This window comes from Klebsiella sp., assembly GCF_027492335.1.
Taxonomy (GTDB): domain Bacteria; phylum Pseudomonadota; class Gammaproteobacteria; order Enterobacterales; family Enterobacteriaceae; genus Klebsiella; species Klebsiella huaxiensis.
Genome location: NZ_JAPUEW010000039.1, coordinates 1 through 14,841 on the forward strand (window position 1 = coordinate 1; position 14,841 = coordinate 14,841).

11 protein-coding genes are annotated in these 14,841 nt (G+C 55.1%); 6 read left to right on the forward strand and 5 right to left on the reverse strand.

What is annotated here, in order from left to right; all coding sequences use genetic code 11:
* Nucleotides 1-106 precede the first annotated feature (106 nt).
* Nucleotides 107-544 carry an acetyltransferase gene (locus QVF11_RS10665; protein ID WP_112215925.1) on the reverse strand — a complete coding sequence of 146 codons (438 nt, stop codon included), beginning with the start codon at nucleotides 542-544 and terminating at the stop codon, nucleotides 107-109.
* Between the two features lie 156 nt (nucleotides 545-700).
* Between QVF11_RS10665 and metA the strand changes: the two genes are divergently transcribed.
* The 4 genes from metA (at nucleotide 701) to aceK (ending at nucleotide 6,687) form a co-directional block, all read left to right on the forward strand.
* Entirely contained in the window at nucleotides 701-1,630 is a 930-nt protein-coding gene (gene metA / locus QVF11_RS10670) for a homoserine O-acetyltransferase MetA (RefSeq protein WP_287856829.1), read from the forward strand.
* 260 nt (nucleotides 1,631-1,890) lie between these two features.
* Nucleotides 1,891-3,492 carry a malate synthase A gene (gene aceB / locus QVF11_RS10675; RefSeq protein ID WP_287856831.1) on the forward strand — a complete coding sequence of 534 codons (1,602 nt, stop codon included), beginning with the start codon at nucleotides 1,891-1,893 and terminating at the stop codon, nucleotides 3,490-3,492.
* A 93-nt stretch (nucleotides 3,493-3,585) separates the two neighbouring features.
* On the forward strand, nucleotides 3,586-4,890 hold the full coding sequence (aceA, locus tag QVF11_RS10680) for an isocitrate lyase (RefSeq protein ID WP_112215932.1): 1,305 nt from the start codon (nucleotides 3,586-3,588) through the stop codon (nucleotides 4,888-4,890).
* A gap of 54 nt (nucleotides 4,891-4,944) precedes the next feature.
* A complete protein-coding gene (gene aceK, locus QVF11_RS10685) occupies nucleotides 4,945-6,687 on the forward strand; it encodes a bifunctional isocitrate dehydrogenase kinase/phosphatase (protein WP_287856834.1) in 1,743 nt (580 codons plus the stop codon).
* Between the two features lie 14 nt (nucleotides 6,688-6,701).
* On the opposite strand, the gene QVF11_RS10690 is transcribed toward aceK, so the two are convergent.
* Both QVF11_RS10690 and iclR read right to left on the reverse strand, forming a co-directional pair.
* The gene (locus QVF11_RS10690) at nucleotides 6,702-7,106 is read right to left on the reverse strand and encodes an ASCH domain-containing protein (protein ID WP_112215930.1); all 405 of its coding nucleotides are present in this window, start codon (nucleotides 7,104-7,106) and stop codon (nucleotides 6,702-6,704) included.
* A 9-nt stretch (nucleotides 7,107-7,115) separates the two neighbouring features.
* Nucleotides 7,116-7,943: a glyoxylate bypass operon transcriptional repressor IclR gene (gene iclR, locus QVF11_RS10695; protein ID WP_181484059.1), complete on the reverse strand. Its 828-nt coding sequence runs from the start codon at nucleotides 7,941-7,943 to the stop codon at nucleotides 7,116-7,118.
* Nucleotides 7,944-8,137: 194 nt separating this feature from the next.
* Here iclR and metH point away from each other — a divergent pair, with 194 nt between their 5' ends.
* Together metH and QVF11_RS10705 are read left to right on the forward strand one after the other, a co-directional pair.
* Complete coding sequence (metH, locus tag QVF11_RS10700; protein ID WP_287856838.1) at nucleotides 8,138-11,821, forward strand: methionine synthase; 3,684 nt, start codon at nucleotides 8,138-8,140, stop codon at nucleotides 11,819-11,821.
* A 264-nt stretch (nucleotides 11,822-12,085) separates the two neighbouring features.
* The gene (locus tag QVF11_RS10705) at nucleotides 12,086-13,717 is read left to right on the forward strand and encodes a Na/Pi cotransporter family protein (protein WP_142514415.1); all 1,632 of its coding nucleotides are present in this window, start codon (nucleotides 12,086-12,088) and stop codon (nucleotides 13,715-13,717) included.
* Nucleotides 13,718-13,906: 189 nt separating this feature from the next.
* On the opposite strand, the gene pepE is transcribed toward QVF11_RS10705, so the two are convergent.
* Both pepE and QVF11_RS28635 read right to left on the reverse strand, forming a co-directional pair.
* Nucleotides 13,907-14,596, reverse strand: coding sequence for a dipeptidase PepE (pepE, locus tag QVF11_RS10710; RefSeq protein ID WP_287856842.1), 690 nt, complete (start codon nucleotides 14,594-14,596; stop codon nucleotides 13,907-13,909).
* Between the two features lie 91 nt (nucleotides 14,597-14,687).
* Nucleotides 14,688-14,819, reverse strand: coding sequence for a TetR/AcrR family transcriptional regulator C-terminal domain-containing protein (locus QVF11_RS28635; RefSeq protein WP_353738519.1), 132 nt, complete (start codon nucleotides 14,817-14,819; stop codon nucleotides 14,688-14,690).
* Nucleotides 14,820-14,841 lie beyond the last annotated feature (22 nt).

Below are 14,841 nucleotides of genomic sequence, written 5' to 3' on the forward strand. Positions count from 1 at the left end.
CCAGGCATTAATTAAGTGAAGAGCCCATCCGTCAGGATGGGCTTTTTGCGTTTTTATGGTATTTAAAAAAACTGGATGTCAGCTTTGCCTCATCCGGCCTTGTAGATTACTCGTGCACCAAATTGAGCAACGGATACGGTTTTCCCAGATCGTCCGTATCTGAACGCCCCGTCACCTTAAAGCCCATTTTCTTATAAAATCCAACCGCCTGTTCATTCTGCTCGTTGACGTTGGTCGTCAGTTTTGATGATAGCGTCAGCGCATGGTTGATCAGCAATTTCCCCACGCCAAAGCCGCGAACATCGGGATCGACGAACAACGCATCCATGTGCTCACCTGTAAGAAGCATAAAGGCGACAGGTTCATCTTCCTCCGTCACCGCGACCCACAGCGGTGCTTCCGGCAAAAACGAACTCACCAGCTCTTCCAGTTCCGCCCTATACTCTTTTGACAGGAAATCGTGCGTTGCATCGACCGAACGACACCAGATCGCAATCAGTTTTTCCCCTTCGTCATGCCGTGAACGGCGGATGCTAATAACCATATATTCTCCTTTTATTCATTCTTATATTCTAACTCAAATATCTCCGTGAAATTTTCTCACCCTGTACTTGCAGGCTCGACATTCACCAGATTCCTGGGTATCTTCAGCTATCTGGATGTCTAAACGTTTATACGTATGCTATGAGGTAACAAAGTTATGCCAATTCGGGTGCAGGACGAGCTGCCGGCCGTCAATTTCTTGCGTAATGAAAACGTCTTTGTGATGACGACGACTCGCGCGACAACTCAGGAAATCCGCCCGCTGAAGGTGCTCATCCTCAATCTGATGCCGAAGAAAATAGAAACCGAGAACCAGTTTCTGCGGTTGCTTTCGAATTCTCCGCTGCAGCTTGATATCCAGCTGCTACGCATTGATGCTCGGGAGTCGCGCAATACACCAGCGGAGCATCTGAATAACTTCTATTGTAATTTTGAGGATATTTGCGATCAAAACTTTGACGGTTTGATTGTTACCGGCGCCCCCCTGGGGTTAGTTGAGTTTAATGATGTTGCCTACTGGCCGCAGATCAAGCAGGTGCTGGAGTGGGCTAAAGATCATGTCACCTCAACCTTGTTTGTCTGTTGGGCGGTACAGGCCGCGCTCAATATTCTCTACGGCATCCCAAAACAGACTCGTTCCGAAAAAATTTCTGGGGTATACGAACACCATATTCTACAGCCCCATGCTTTATTAACCCGTGGTTTTGACGACTCTTTCCTTGCCCCACATTCACGCTATGCCGACTTTCCGGCCGTATTGATTCGTGACTACACGGATTTAGAGATTCTGGCGGAGACGGAAGAGGGTGATGCCTACCTGTTTGCCAGTAAAGATAAGCGCATCGCCTTCGTGACCGGCCATCCTGAGTATGATGCGAGTACCCTTGCCAGCGAGTTTTTCCGCGATGTTGAAGCTGGCCTCGATCCACAGATCCCTCACAATTATTTCCCACAAAACGATCCGCAGAACAAACCACGAGCCAGCTGGCGAAGTCATGGTAATTTGCTATTTATCAACTGGCTCAACTATTACGTTTACCAGATCACGCCATACGATCTACGCCATATGAATCCGACACTGGATTAATCTTCTACATAACACGATCCTAAAGCGTTTCAGCACTTTGCCTCTGGCACCTTCGGGTGCCTTTTTTGTTTTCGAAATCTGCTTCATGTTGTAATTTATTTTTAATTTTATTGTTATCAATAAGTTAATTGATATTTAAATTAAAAATGGAAATTGTTTTTGATTTTGTAATTTAATTGCGTAATCTTAATTGTGCTGAACGAAAACTACACAACGATCTTACGTTCGCGCCAACTGGATCAACCAAGAGGAGCAGCACAATGACGCAGCAGGCGACAATTACTGATGAACTGGCTTTTAGCCAGCCCTATGGCGAGCAAGAGAAGCAAATACTTACGCCTGAGGCAGTCGAATTCCTGACCGAACTGGTGAGCCGCTTTACGCCTGAGCGCAACAAATTGCTGGCAGCGCGCATCCAGCAGCAGCAGGAAATTGATAACGGTAAGCTTCCTGATTTTATTTCGGAAACAAATTCCATTCGTAATGGTGAGTGGAAGATTCGCGGTATCCCTGAAGACTTGCAGGATCGTCGGGTGGAAATTACTGGCCCGGTTGAGCGCAAAATGGTTATCAACGCGCTCAATGCGAACGTGAAAGTCTTTATGGCTGATTTCGAGGACTCGCTGGCACCCGAATGGAGCAAGGTCATTGATGGGCAAATTAACCTGCGTGATGCGGTTAACGGCACTATCAGCTATACCAACGAAGCAGGAAAGATCTATCAGCTCAAGCCAGACCCGGCATTACTGATCTGCCGCGTACGTGGTCTGCATCTGCCGGAAAAACACGTGACATGGCGCAGGGAAGCGATTCCCGGCAGCCTGTTCGACTTTGCTCTCTATTTCTTCCACAACTACAAGGCTTTACTGGCAAAAGGTAGTGGGCCGTATTTCTATCTGCCGAAAACTCAGGCCTGGCAGGAAGCCGCGTGGTGGAGTGAAGTCTTTAGCTTCACTGAAGACCGCTTTGAGCTTCCGCGCGGCACCATCAAAGCCACTCTACTGATTGAAACGCTGCCGGCCGTCTTCCAGATGGATGAGATCCTGCACGCGCTGCGTGACCATATTGTGGGTCTGAACTGCGGGCGCTGGGACTACATATTCAGCTATATCAAGACGTTGAAGAATCACCCGGATCGCGTTTTGCCAGACCGCCAAGTGGTGACGATGGACAAACCTTTCCTCAGCGCCTACTCGCGATTGCTGATTAAAACCTGCCATAAGCGCGGAGCCTTTGCGATGGGTGGCATGGCGGCATTTATCCCGAGCAAAGATGCTGAGCGAAATAACCAGGTACTGAATAAGGTAAAAGCCGACAAATCGCTGGAAGCCAATAACGGCCACGATGGCACCTGGATCGCCCATCCGGGGCTGGCGGATACCGCGATGGCCGTCTTTAACGGCGTGCTGGGCGAGAACAAAAACCAGCTGTTTGTCACCCGCGATGATGATGCGCCGATTACCGCCGAGCAGCTGCTGGCTCCCTGCGAAGGTGAACGAACCGAAGAGGGCATGCGCGCCAATATTCGCGTGGCGGTGCAGTACATCGAGGCGTGGATCTCCGGAAACGGCTGCGTGCCGATTTATGGCCTGATGGAAGATGCGGCAACGGCCGAGATCTCCCGTACCTCTATCTGGCAGTGGATCCATCACGAGAAAACCCTGAGCAACGGCAAGCCGGTGACCAAAGCGCTGTTCCGCCAGTGGCTGGCTGAAGAGATGCGGGTGATTCAGGACGAACTGGGCGAACACCGCTACAGCAGCGGTCGTTTTGATGAAGCCGCCCGCCTGATGGAACAAATCACCACTTCCGATGAGCTTATTGATTTCTTAACTCTGCCAGGTTACCGCCTGCTGGCCTAATTCACCCACAATTTACCCTATGGATTTCGCGTTGCAGTCAACGAACCTGCGACGCGAAAGATGACGGGTAAAAATAATATGGAGCATCTGCACATGACGACCCGTACCCAACAAATCGAAGAATTAAACAAAGAGTGGACGAACCCGCGCTGGGAAGGCATTACCCGCCCATACAGCGCCGAAGACGTGGTGAAGCTTCGTGGCTCAGTCAACCCGGAATGTACCCTGGCCCAACTGGGTGCGGCGAAGATGTGGCGCTTGCTGCACGGCGAAGCGAAAAAAGGCTACATCAACAGCTTAGGCGCGCTGACCGGTGGACAGGCGTTGCAGCAGGCGAAAGCGGGCATTGAAGCGATCTATCTTTCTGGCTGGCAGGTCGCGGCGGACGCCAACCTGGCCTCCAGCATGTACCCGGATCAATCGCTCTATCCGGCGAACTCGGTACCGGCGGTTGTTGATCGGATCAACAACACCTTCCGCCGCGCGGATCAGATCCAGTGGTCTGCTGGCATTGAGCCGAACGATCCGCGTTACACCGATTATTTCCTGCCGATCGTCGCCGATGCGGAAGCAGGGTTTGGCGGCGTGCTTAATGCCTTTGAGCTGATGAAATCGATGATTGAGGCCGGTGCAGCGGCCGTTCACTTCGAAGATCAGCTGGCCTCGGTGAAGAAATGCGGTCATATGGGCGGCAAAGTGCTGGTACCGACCCAGGAAGCGATTCAGAAACTGGTTGCCGCACGTCTGGCGGCCGACGTTATGGGGGTCCCGACGCTGGTTATTGCCCGCACTGATGCTGATGCGGCGGATTTAATTACGTCAGACTGCGACCCTTACGATCGCGAATTTATCACCGGCGACCGTACCAGCGAAGGTTTCTTCCGTACCCACGCCGGTATCGAACAGGCGATCAGCCGTGGGCTGGCCTACGCGCCGTATGCCGACCTGGTGTGGTGCGAAACCTCTACCCCGGACCTTGAGCTGGCGAAACGCTTTGCCGATGCGATTCACGCCAAATACCCGGGCAAGCTGCTGGCCTACAACTGCTCGCCGTCCTTTAACTGGCAGAAAAAACTGGATGATAAAACCATCGCCAGCTTCCAGCAGCAGCTGGCGGATATGGGCTACAAGTACCAGTTCATCACCCTGGCCGGTATTCACAGCATGTGGTTCAACATGTTCGACCTGGCGCACGCTTACGCGCAGGGTGAAGGCATGAAGCACTACGTTGAGAAGGTCCAGCAGCCGGAGTTTGCGGCGGCTAAAGATGGTTACACTTTTGTCTCTCATCAGCAGGAAGTCGGCACTGGCTACTTCGATAAGGTGACCACTATTATTCAGGGTGGGGCCTCGTCCGTCACGGCGTTAACCGGTTCAACTGAAGAAGAACAGTTCTGATGATTTCCCCCTCTCCCTCGCTCCGGGGGGAGAGGGATGGATGAGGGGGAAGCTATGACGCGTGGTCTGGAATTATTGATTGCTCAAACTATCTTGCAGGGTTTTGACGCCCAGTACGGACGTTTTCTTGAAGTAACTTCCGGCGCCCAGCAGCGCTTTGAACAGGCTGACTGGCATGCCGTCCAGCAGGCGATGAAACAGCGTATCCATCTCTACGATCACCATGTTGGTCTGGTCGTTGAACAGCTGCGCTGCATTACCGATGGCAAAAATACCGATGCTGATTTTTTGCTGCGGGTGAAAGAGCACTATACCCACTTGTTGCCGGATTACCCTCGCTTCGAAATTGCGGAGAGTTTTTTCAATTCCGTCTATTGTCGGTTGTTTGACCACCGCTCGCTGACTCCCGAGCGGCTTTTTATTTTCAGTTCACAGCCCGAGCGCCGTTTGCGCTCTATCCCACGCCCGCTGGCAAAAGATTTCTTCCCCGATCGTGGCTGGGACACCTTATTACGCAAGGTGTTATCCGATCTCCCTCTGCGTCTGCCGTGGCAAAACCGGGTGCGTGATATCGGCTATATCAACGTTTGTTTGCAGGAAGCGCTTGGCAGTGAACTGCTCTCCCGGTCGTATTTGCAGGTAGCGAACGAACTGTTTTATCGCAATAAAGCTGCCTGGTTGGTGGGTAAACTCGTCACGCCAATGGCGACGCTGCCTTTCCTGCTGCCAATCCATCGAACCGATGAAGGTGAACTGTTTGTCGATGCCTGTCTGACGACGCATGCCGAAGCGAGTATCGTTTTTGGCTTCGCCCGTTCCTATTTTATGGTTTACGCGCCGCTGCCCGGCGCGCTGGTCGAATGGCTGCGCGATATCCTGCCGGGTAAAACCACCGCCGAACTGTATATGGCGATTGGCTGCCAGAAGCATGCGAAAACCGAAAGCTATCGCGAATACCTGCACTATATCTCCCGCAGCGATGAGCAATTTATCGAAGCGCCGGGCATTCGCGGCATGGTGATGCTGGTATTTACCTTGCCGGGATTTGACCGGGTATTTAAGGTAATCAAAGACAATTTTGCGCCGCAGAAAGAGATGACGGCCGCACACGTGCGTGCCTGCTATCAGTTGGTTAAAGAGCACGACCGCGTGGGGAGAATGGCGGATACCCAGGAGTTTGAAAACTTTGTGCTGGAGAAACGGCAAATTGCGCCTGAACTCATGGCTCTGCTCCAAACCGAGGCTGGAGCAAAAATCACCGACCTGGGGGAGCGGATCATCATCAGCCATCTCTATATCGAGCGGCGAATGGTACCGCTGAATATCTGGCTGGAGCAGGTCGACGGTCAGGCGCTGCGCGATGCGGTAGAGGAGTACGGGAACGCCATTCGTCAGCTGGCCGCCGCCAATATTTTCCCCGGCGATATGCTATTTAAGAACTTTGGCGTCACGCGTCACGGCCGGGTGGTGTTCTACGATTACGATGAAATTTGCTATATGACGGAGGTGAATTTCCGCGAGATCCCGCCGGCGCGCTACCCGGAGGATGAACTCGCCAGCGAGCCCTGGTATAGCGTCTCGCCGGGCGATGTTTTCCCGGAAGAGTTTCGCCACTGGCTGTGCGCTGACCGGCGCATCGGGCCGCTATTTGAAGAGATGCATGCCGACCTGCTGCGTGCTGATTACTGGCGGGCGTTGCAAACGCGGATTCGAGAAGGCCACGTGGAAGATGTCTACGCCTATCGCCGTCGCCAGCGCTTTTGCGTGCGCTACGACAACCTACAGCAGGCGGGTTAAGTAAATGGCCTGGTTCAGGCCACCTCAATAACGGCGAATTCTTCGTAAACCAGCTCCATATCCGGCGCCCAGGTGCCTTCGCGCTCAAAAAACGCCTGATGCGCAGATTGCCAGTAAGCAAGGCTCAAATCACCTTCGCCTTCCAGTGCAGCCAGTTCCGCGTTCATTTCATTGAAACGGATCAGCCGGAGCGCCAGGGTGCGTATCACACAGACTGCTTTACCTTTGCCGTCCAGCACAATGTGATATGCCCCAGGCGTCACGGGCAGCAGCTCTTGCTGATAGCTGGCAAGCGAGCCGCAGGTGCCGCGCTTTTTCCCGGCGACGACAAGGGCTGCCAGCTCGTCGGCGAGCTCCGGTGAATCACCGAAAGACCAGCAGAAAGCGGAAGGGTATTTATCCTGCCAGTATGATTTCAGATCGCTCATTTATCGCACTCCTCCATATGCCAGCGTCACTTCTTTCGCCGCCTTAATCGCTAGCGCCCCCAGTTCGGTAACGCGATCGTCGGTAATGCGCGAAATCGGCCCGGAGATAGAAATCGCGGCGAACGGCTCGCGGTGTTCATCATAAATACACGACGCCACGCAGCGCAGGCCAAGCGCGTGTTCTTCATCATCAAACGAATAGCCGCGTTTACGCGTCTGGGCCAAATCTTCTTTCAGATGCACCGGCGACACCAGCGTGGCGTGAGTATAAGCATGCAGGCCTTTACGATGCAGCAGGCTGGTCACCTGCTCTTCACTCAACTGCGACAGAAACGCTTTTCCCGCGCCGGAAGCGTGCATCGGCAGCTTACCGCCAATCGGTGCCGACATACGCATCAGTTGGGTACACTGTACCTGGTCGATGATAATCGCTTGATGGTCGCCCTGGTCCAGCACCGCGAGGTTCACCGTCTCGCCGGAGTCTTCCATCAGCTGGCGCAGAATCGGATGGACGATCGCCAGCAGATTGCGGCTTTGCAGGAAGCTACTGCCGACGACAAAAGCATGCGCCCCCACCGACCAGTGCCCCAGTTCGCCAACCTGACGAACAAAGCCCAACTGCTGCATGGTGGTCAGCAGGCGGTGAGTGGTCGAATTAGGCAAACCGGCCTGCTGGGCCAGCTCGGTCAGCGCGACGCTGCCGTGAGATTCAGAAATCCATTCGAGTAGCTTCAGGCCACGTGTCAGGGACTGAACTTGTCCACCAGCCGGAGTGGCTGCTGGAGAGGCAGGTTTTCTGCCGCGTTTTGCAGGAACGGGGGTAGCCATCGCGGACTCCTTTTTCTGTATCGTGGAAATTATTTTCGTTTTATTTGGCGATAATGCAATCACTACCCGACTGATCGGATGAGTGAAGCTGAACATGTCTCATGTTGCCGTTGTTTTCTTTTCCACCCTCCTGGTTTATGCCAGTATGGTCTGTTGAGTTTTTTCGGTCTGATTGAGCGTTGTCGGGAGCGAGTGTGAGCAGCAAAGTTGAGCAACTGCATCAGCAGTTAAAAGAACGTATTTTGGTTCTGGACGGAGGCATGGGCACCATGATCCAGAGCTATCGTCTGAGCGAGCAGGACTTTCGTGGTGATCGCTTTGCCGACTGGCCGTGCGATCTGAAGGGCAACAACGACCTGCTGGTTCTCAGCAAGCCTGAGGTGATAACCGCGATCCACGATGCCTACTTTGCGGCCGGGGCGGATATCATTGAAACCAATACCTTTAACTCGACGACCATCGCGATGGCGGATTACCAGATGGAATCCCTGTCGGCGGAGATCAACTTTGCGGCGGCGAAGCTGGCCCGTGCCAGCGCCGATGCCTGGACCGCCCGCACGCCGGAAAAACCGCGCTATGTCGCAGGCGTACTCGGCCCGACTAACCGCACCGCGTCTATTTCCCCGGACGTCAACGACCCGGCCTTTCGCAATATCACTTTCGACGGGCTGGTGGCGGCCTATCGCGAATCCACCAAAGCGCTGGTGGAGGGCGGCAGCGACCTGATTCTGATTGAAACCGTCTTCGATACCCTTAACGCCAAAGCGGCGATTTTTGCGGTGAAGGAAGAGTTTGAAGCGCTGGGCGTGGATCTGCCGATTATGATTTCCGGCACCATCACCGACGCCTCCGGGCGTACGCTTTCCGGCCAGACCACCGAAGCTTTCTATAACTCGCTGCGCCACGCCGATGCGCTGACCTTTGGACTCAACTGTGCGTTAGGCCCGGATGAACTGCGTCAGTACGTGCAGGAGCTGTCGCGCATTGCCGAATGCTACGTCACCGCGCACCCGAACGCCGGGCTGCCGAACGCCTTTGGTGAATACGACCTGGATGCCGACAATATGGCGGCGCAAATCCGTGAATGGGCTGAGGCTGGCTTCCTGAATATCGTTGGCGGCTGCTGCGGCACCACGCCGGAACATATCGCCGCCATGAGCCGCGCCGTTGAAGGGCTGACGCCGCGCCAGTTGCCGGAGCTGCCGGTTGCCTGCCGTCTCGCAGGCCTTGAGCCGCTGAATATCGGTGATGACAGCCTGTTTGTGAACGTTGGCGAGCGTACCAACGTGACCGGCTCGGCAAAATTTAAGCGCCTGATTAAAGAAGAAAAATACAACGAAGCGCTGGACGTTGCCCGCCAGCAGGTGGAAAGCGGCGCGCAGATTATCGATATCAACATGGATGAAGGCATGCTCGACGCCGAAGCGGCGATGGTGCGATTCCTCAATCTGATCGCCGGTGAGCCGGATATTGCCCGCGTGCCGATTATGATCGACTCCTCGAAATGGGACGTCATCGAGAAAGGGCTGAAGTGCATTCAGGGCAAAGGCATCGTCAACTCCATCTCGATGAAAGAGGGCGTTGAGCCGTTTATCCACCATGCCAAAAAGGTGCGCCGCTACGGTGCCGCCGTGGTGGTGATGGCCTTTGATGAACAGGGCCAGGCCGATACCCGAGCACGCAAAATTGAGATTTGCCACCGGGCGTACAAGATTCTCACCGAAGAAGTGGGCTTCCCGCCGGAAGACATCATTTTTGATCCGAATATTTTCGCCGTGGCGACCGGCATTGAAGAGCACAACAACTACGCCCAGGACTTTATCGGTGCCTGTGAAGACATCAAACGTGAGCTGCCGCATGCGCTAATTTCCGGCGGCGTCTCCAACGTCTCTTTCTCGTTCCGCGGCAACGACCCGGTGCGCGAAGCGATCCACGCGGTGTTCCTCTATTACGCTATCCGTAATGGCATGGACATGGGCATCGTCAACGCCGGTCAGCTGGCGATTTACGACGACCTGCCCGCCGAGCTGCGCGATGCGGTCGAAGATGTGATCCTTAACCGTCGAGATGATGGCACTGAACGTCTGCTGGATCTGGCGGAGAAATATCGCGGTAGCAAAGCCGACGAAAGTGCCAACATCCAGCAGGCTGAATGGCGTTCGTGGGAAGTGAAAAAGCGTCTCGAATATTCGCTGGTCAAAGGCATTACCGAATTTATCGAGCTGGATACCGAAGAAGCTCGTCAGCAGGCCGCGCGCCCGATTGAAGTGATTGAAGGCCCGCTGATGGACGGCATGAACGTAGTCGGCGATCTGTTTGGAGAAGGGAAAATGTTCCTGCCGCAGGTGGTGAAATCTGCCCGCGTGATGAAGCAGGCGGTGGCGTATCTCGAACCGTATATCGAAGCCAGCAAAGAGAAAGGCTCCAGCAACGGCAAGATGGTCATTGCGACCGTGAAGGGTGACGTTCATGACATCGGTAAAAATATCGTTGGCGTGGTGCTGCAATGTAACAACTACGAAATCGTCGATCTTGGGGTGATGGTACCGGCAGAGAAAATCCTTAGAACGGCGAGAGAAGTGAATGCGGATCTGATAGGCCTTTCCGGACTGATTACTCCGTCGCTGGACGAAATGGTCAACGTGGCGAAAGAGATGGAACGCCAGGGCTTTACCATTCCGCTGCTGATCGGCGGCGCGACGACTTCGAAAGCGCATACGGCGGTGAAGATCGAGCAAAACTATAGCGGCCCGACGGTCTACGTTCAGAACGCCTCACGCACCGTAGGTGTGGTCGCTGCGCTGCTCTCCGATACTCAGCACGATGATTTCGTTGCTCGTACCCGTAAAGAGTATGAAACCGTGCGCATTCAGCACGCGCGCAAAAAGCCGCGTACGCCGCCGGTCACGCTGGAGGCGGCGCGCGATAACGATCTGGCCTTTGACTGGGAAAACTATACGCCGCCGGTGGCCCATCGTCTGGGCGTGCAGGAGGTTGAAGCCAGTATCGAAACCCTACGTAACTATATCGACTGGACGCCGTTCTTTATGACCTGGTCGCTAGCCGGGAAATATCCGCGCATTCTGGAAGATGAAGTGGTGGGCGAAGAAGCGCAGCGACTGTTCAAAGATGCTAACGATCTGCTGGATAAGCTGAGTGCTGAGAAAGCGCTTAATCCACGCGGCGTGGTGGGGTTGTTCCCGGCAAACCGCGTTGGCGATGATGTCGAAATCTATCGCGATGAAACCCGTACCCATGTGCTGAACGTGGGGCGTCATCTGCGCCAGCAAACGGAGAAAGTCGGCTTTGCTAACTACTGCCTGGCGGATTTTGTCGCCCCGAAATTGTCAGGGAAAGCGGACTACATCGGCGCGTTCGCGGTAACTGGCGGTCTTGAAGAGGACGCGCTGGCCGATGCTTACGAGGCGCAGCACGATGACTATAACAAGATCATGGTGAAGGCGATTGCCGACCGTCTGGCGGAAGCTTTTGCCGAATATCTGCATGAGCGGGTGCGTAAAGTGTACTGGGGCTACGCGGCGAACGAGAACCTCAGCAACGAGGAGCTGATCCGCGAAAACTACCAGGGGATCCGCCCGGCGCCCGGTTATCCTGCCTGCCCGGAGCACACCGAAAAGGCGACCATCTGGGAGCTGCTGGAAGTGGAAAAACACACCGGCATGAAGCTGACCGAATCCTTCGCCATGTGGCCCGGTGCCTCGGTCTCCGGCTGGTACTTCAGCCACCCGGACAGCAAGTACTTCGCGGTAGCGCAAATCCAACGCGATCAGGTGGAAGACTACGCGTTGCGTAAAGGGATGAGCGTGGCGGAAGTTGAACGCTGGTTAGCGCCGAATTTGGGATATGACGCCGACTGATTCGGCAATCAGTTATCTTTCCTTACAACTAACAGGGCACTCAATGAGCGCCCTGTCTCTTTATTGTGTTTAAACCCTTATACTGAAAGAAGGCTGTGACCTCTCGGGAAAAGTGTCTACACGCAGTCATTCGAGATGCGTCGAGGCGGCAAACCGGTGAATCTCCAGGAGCTTACTCAAGTAAGTGACTGGAGTGAGCTGGTGCAGCCAACAAAGAGGCAGCTTGAAGGATAAAGTGTATAAATATAAGGAGAAGCTGATTCCGTGTTAACTCTGCTACACCTGCTTTCTGCCGTCGCCTTGCTGGTGTGGGGCACCCATATTGTTCGCACCGGCGTGATGCGCGTCTACGGTGCACGCCTGCGAAGTGTTCTGAGCAGCAGCGTGGAGAAAAAGCCGCTCGCCTTCTGTGCGGGCATTGGCGTCACCGCGCTGGTCCAGAGCAGCAACGCCACCACCATGCTGGTGACCTCGTTTGTCTCTCAGGACCTGGTGGCGCTGGCCCCCGCGCTGGTAATGGTGCTGGGTGCTGATGTCGGCACCGCGCTGATGGCGAGGGTGCTGACCTTCGATCTGTCATGGCTTTCGCCGCTGCTGATTTTTATCGGCGTGATTTTCTTCCTTGGGCGTAAGCAAACGCGCGCGGGCCAGCTTGGGCGCGTGGGGATTGGCCTTGGATTGATTCTGCTGGCGCTGGAGCTGATCGTACAGGCGGTGCATCCCATCACCCAGGCCAATGGCGTGCAGGTGATTTTCGCCTCGCTGACCGGCGATATTATGCTGGATGCGCTGATTGGCGCGGTATTCGCAATCATCAGCTATTCAAGCCTGGCCGCAGTGCTGCTGACCGCCACGTTAACCTCGACCGGCGTGATTTCGTTTCCGGTCGCGCTGTGCCTGGTGATTGGCGCTAACCTTGGCTCCGGGCTGCTGGCGATGCTCAATAACAGCGGAGCGAATGCCGCCGCGCGCCGCGTTGCGCTTGGCAGCTTGCTGTTTAAGCTGGTGGGTAGCCTGATTATCCTGCCGTTTGTCCATGTCCTGGCGGAGGTGATGCATAAGCTGCCGCTAGCGGAAGCTGAGCTGGTTATCTACTTCCACGTCTTCTACAACCTGATCCGCTGTATCGCCATGGTGCCGTTCGCTGAGCCAATGGCCCGCCTCTGTAAGCGTTTGATTCGCGACGAGCCGGAGCTGGATGCGCGCCTGAAGCCGAAGCATCTGGATACCTCGGCGCTGGATACCCCCGCGTTGGCGCTGGCCAATGCCGCTCGTGAAACGTTGCGTATCGGCGATGCGATGGAGCAGATGCTGGAAGGTCTGCGCAAGATCATGCACGGTGAGTCGCGCGAGGAGAAAGAGCTGCGACGGATGGCGGATGACATCAACGTGCTTTATACCGCGATTAAACTCTATCTGGCGCGCATGCCGAAAGAGGAGCTGGCGGAAGAGGAATCCCGCCGCTGGGCGGAGATTATCGAAATGGCGCTCAACCTGGAACAGGCTTCGGACATTGTCGAGAGAATGGGTAGTGAAATCGCCGATAAATCTCTGGCTGCGCGCCGTGCTTTCTCCATGGAGGGGCTGAAGGAGCTCGATGGGCTGTACGATCAGTTACTGAGTAATCTACAGCTGGCGATGTCGGTCTTTTTCTCCGGTGACGTGCCGAGCGCCCGCCGTCTGCGCCGCAGCAAGCATCGTTTTCGCATTTTAAACCGTCGCTATTCGCATGCCCACGTTGACCGCCTGCATCAGCAAAACGTGCAAAGTATTGAAACCAGTACGCTGCATCTGGCGCTACTGGGCGACATGAAGCGTCTGAACTCGCTGTTTTGCTCGGTGGCCTATAGCGTGATGGAGCAGCCGGATGAGGACGATGAGCGGGACGAGTATTAACCGGTGATGTCGCAAAAATCCCCGGTGGCGCTGCGCTGACCGGGCTACAGGTTCACAGTCGTCTGCGGTTTGGTCACCCGGACAGGCGCGGCAGACGCCTTACCAGGGATACAGGTCCGTGCGGTCTGGGGTTGAGTAGCCCGGACAAGGCGCGTCAAGCGCCGCCTCCGGGAAAGTGAGATCAAGGGATCAGAAACGATGCCCTGCATTAAGGGTTACCGCCTCTTCTCCAGCCTTGAACACCAGCGTTGGGTTCGGGCCGCCGAGGGTAGCGTGGCCCTGTGTCACCTGAATCCAGTTGCCTTCCGGCAAGCCGATAATCGTCAGCTCTGGCGCGACTACCAGCAGCTCGCGTATGCGCTGTTCACGGGTTTCGCCTTTATGGCCTTCCGGTAGGGCGTTGGTGAAATGCGGGTTAATTTGCAGCGGGAACAGCCCCAGCGCATCCAAGCCTTGAGGATCGACAATCGGCATATCGTTAGTGGTGCGGATGGTCGGGCAGGCAAGGTTAGCCCCCGCGCTCCAGCCGATATACAGCGCGCCGCGCTTCACCACATCCACCATCGGTGCCAGCAGGCCGCGCTCGCGGCACTCTTTGAGCAACTGGAAAGTATTGCCGCCGCCAACGATAACAATCTCTGCGTTTTCAATCGCCGACACCGGGTCAGCCACGCTGTGAATTCCGGTGACCGCCACGCCCATTGGGCCAAAGACGGCGGCTGTTTTCGTAGTGTAATCGTCCCAGGTTTGCGTCACCCCGGCGAAAGGAATAAACACCGCTGAGCGACGGCCGTTTAGCTGCCCGGCAATCGTCGGTAGCGCATGTTCCAGCCAGGCTTTGCCCGGTAGCGTTGAGTTACTTAATAACAGCAGTTCCATCATTTCTCCATTCAGCCAGATGATTCGTCGGTTGCGGATGTTAGCATAGCTTATCATTCTGCTTGCTGACGTGGCTCACGCTAGAATGAGCTTAACGCGGGAGGTAAGCCGCCATAAACACCTCGACGGCACGCACCGTGACCTGCCGCACTTCCTCATCATCAACGCTCTCTTGCTGGCAGAATAAGATCCTGTAAGTATCCCGCTTAATCGGACCATTCACTTTTAGAGATCTTCCGACATAC

Bases quoted from the DNA above. Each gene is read 5' to 3' on its own strand.
- iclR (WP_181484059.1), bottom strand. From the start codon at position 7,943: ATGGCTACCCCCGTTCCTGCAAAACGCGGCAGAAAACCTGCCTCTCCA.
- aceB (WP_287856831.1), top strand. From the start codon at position 1,891: ATGACGCAGCAGGCGACAATTACTGATGAACTGGCTTTTAGCCAGCCC.
- aceK (WP_287856834.1), top strand. From the start codon at position 4,945: ATGACGCGTGGTCTGGAATTATTGATTGCTCAAACTATCTTGCAGGGT.
- QVF11_RS10665 (WP_112215925.1), bottom strand. From the start codon at position 544: ATGGTTATTAGCATCCGCCGTTCACGGCATGACGAAGGGGAAAAACTG.
- aceA (WP_112215932.1), top strand. From the start codon at position 3,586: ATGACGACCCGTACCCAACAAATCGAAGAATTAAACAAAGAGTGGACG.
- pepE (WP_287856842.1), bottom strand. From the start codon at position 14,596: ATGGAACTGCTGTTATTAAGTAACTCAACGCTACCGGGCAAAGCCTGG.
- metA (WP_287856829.1), top strand. From the start codon at position 701: ATGCCAATTCGGGTGCAGGACGAGCTGCCGGCCGTCAATTTCTTGCGT.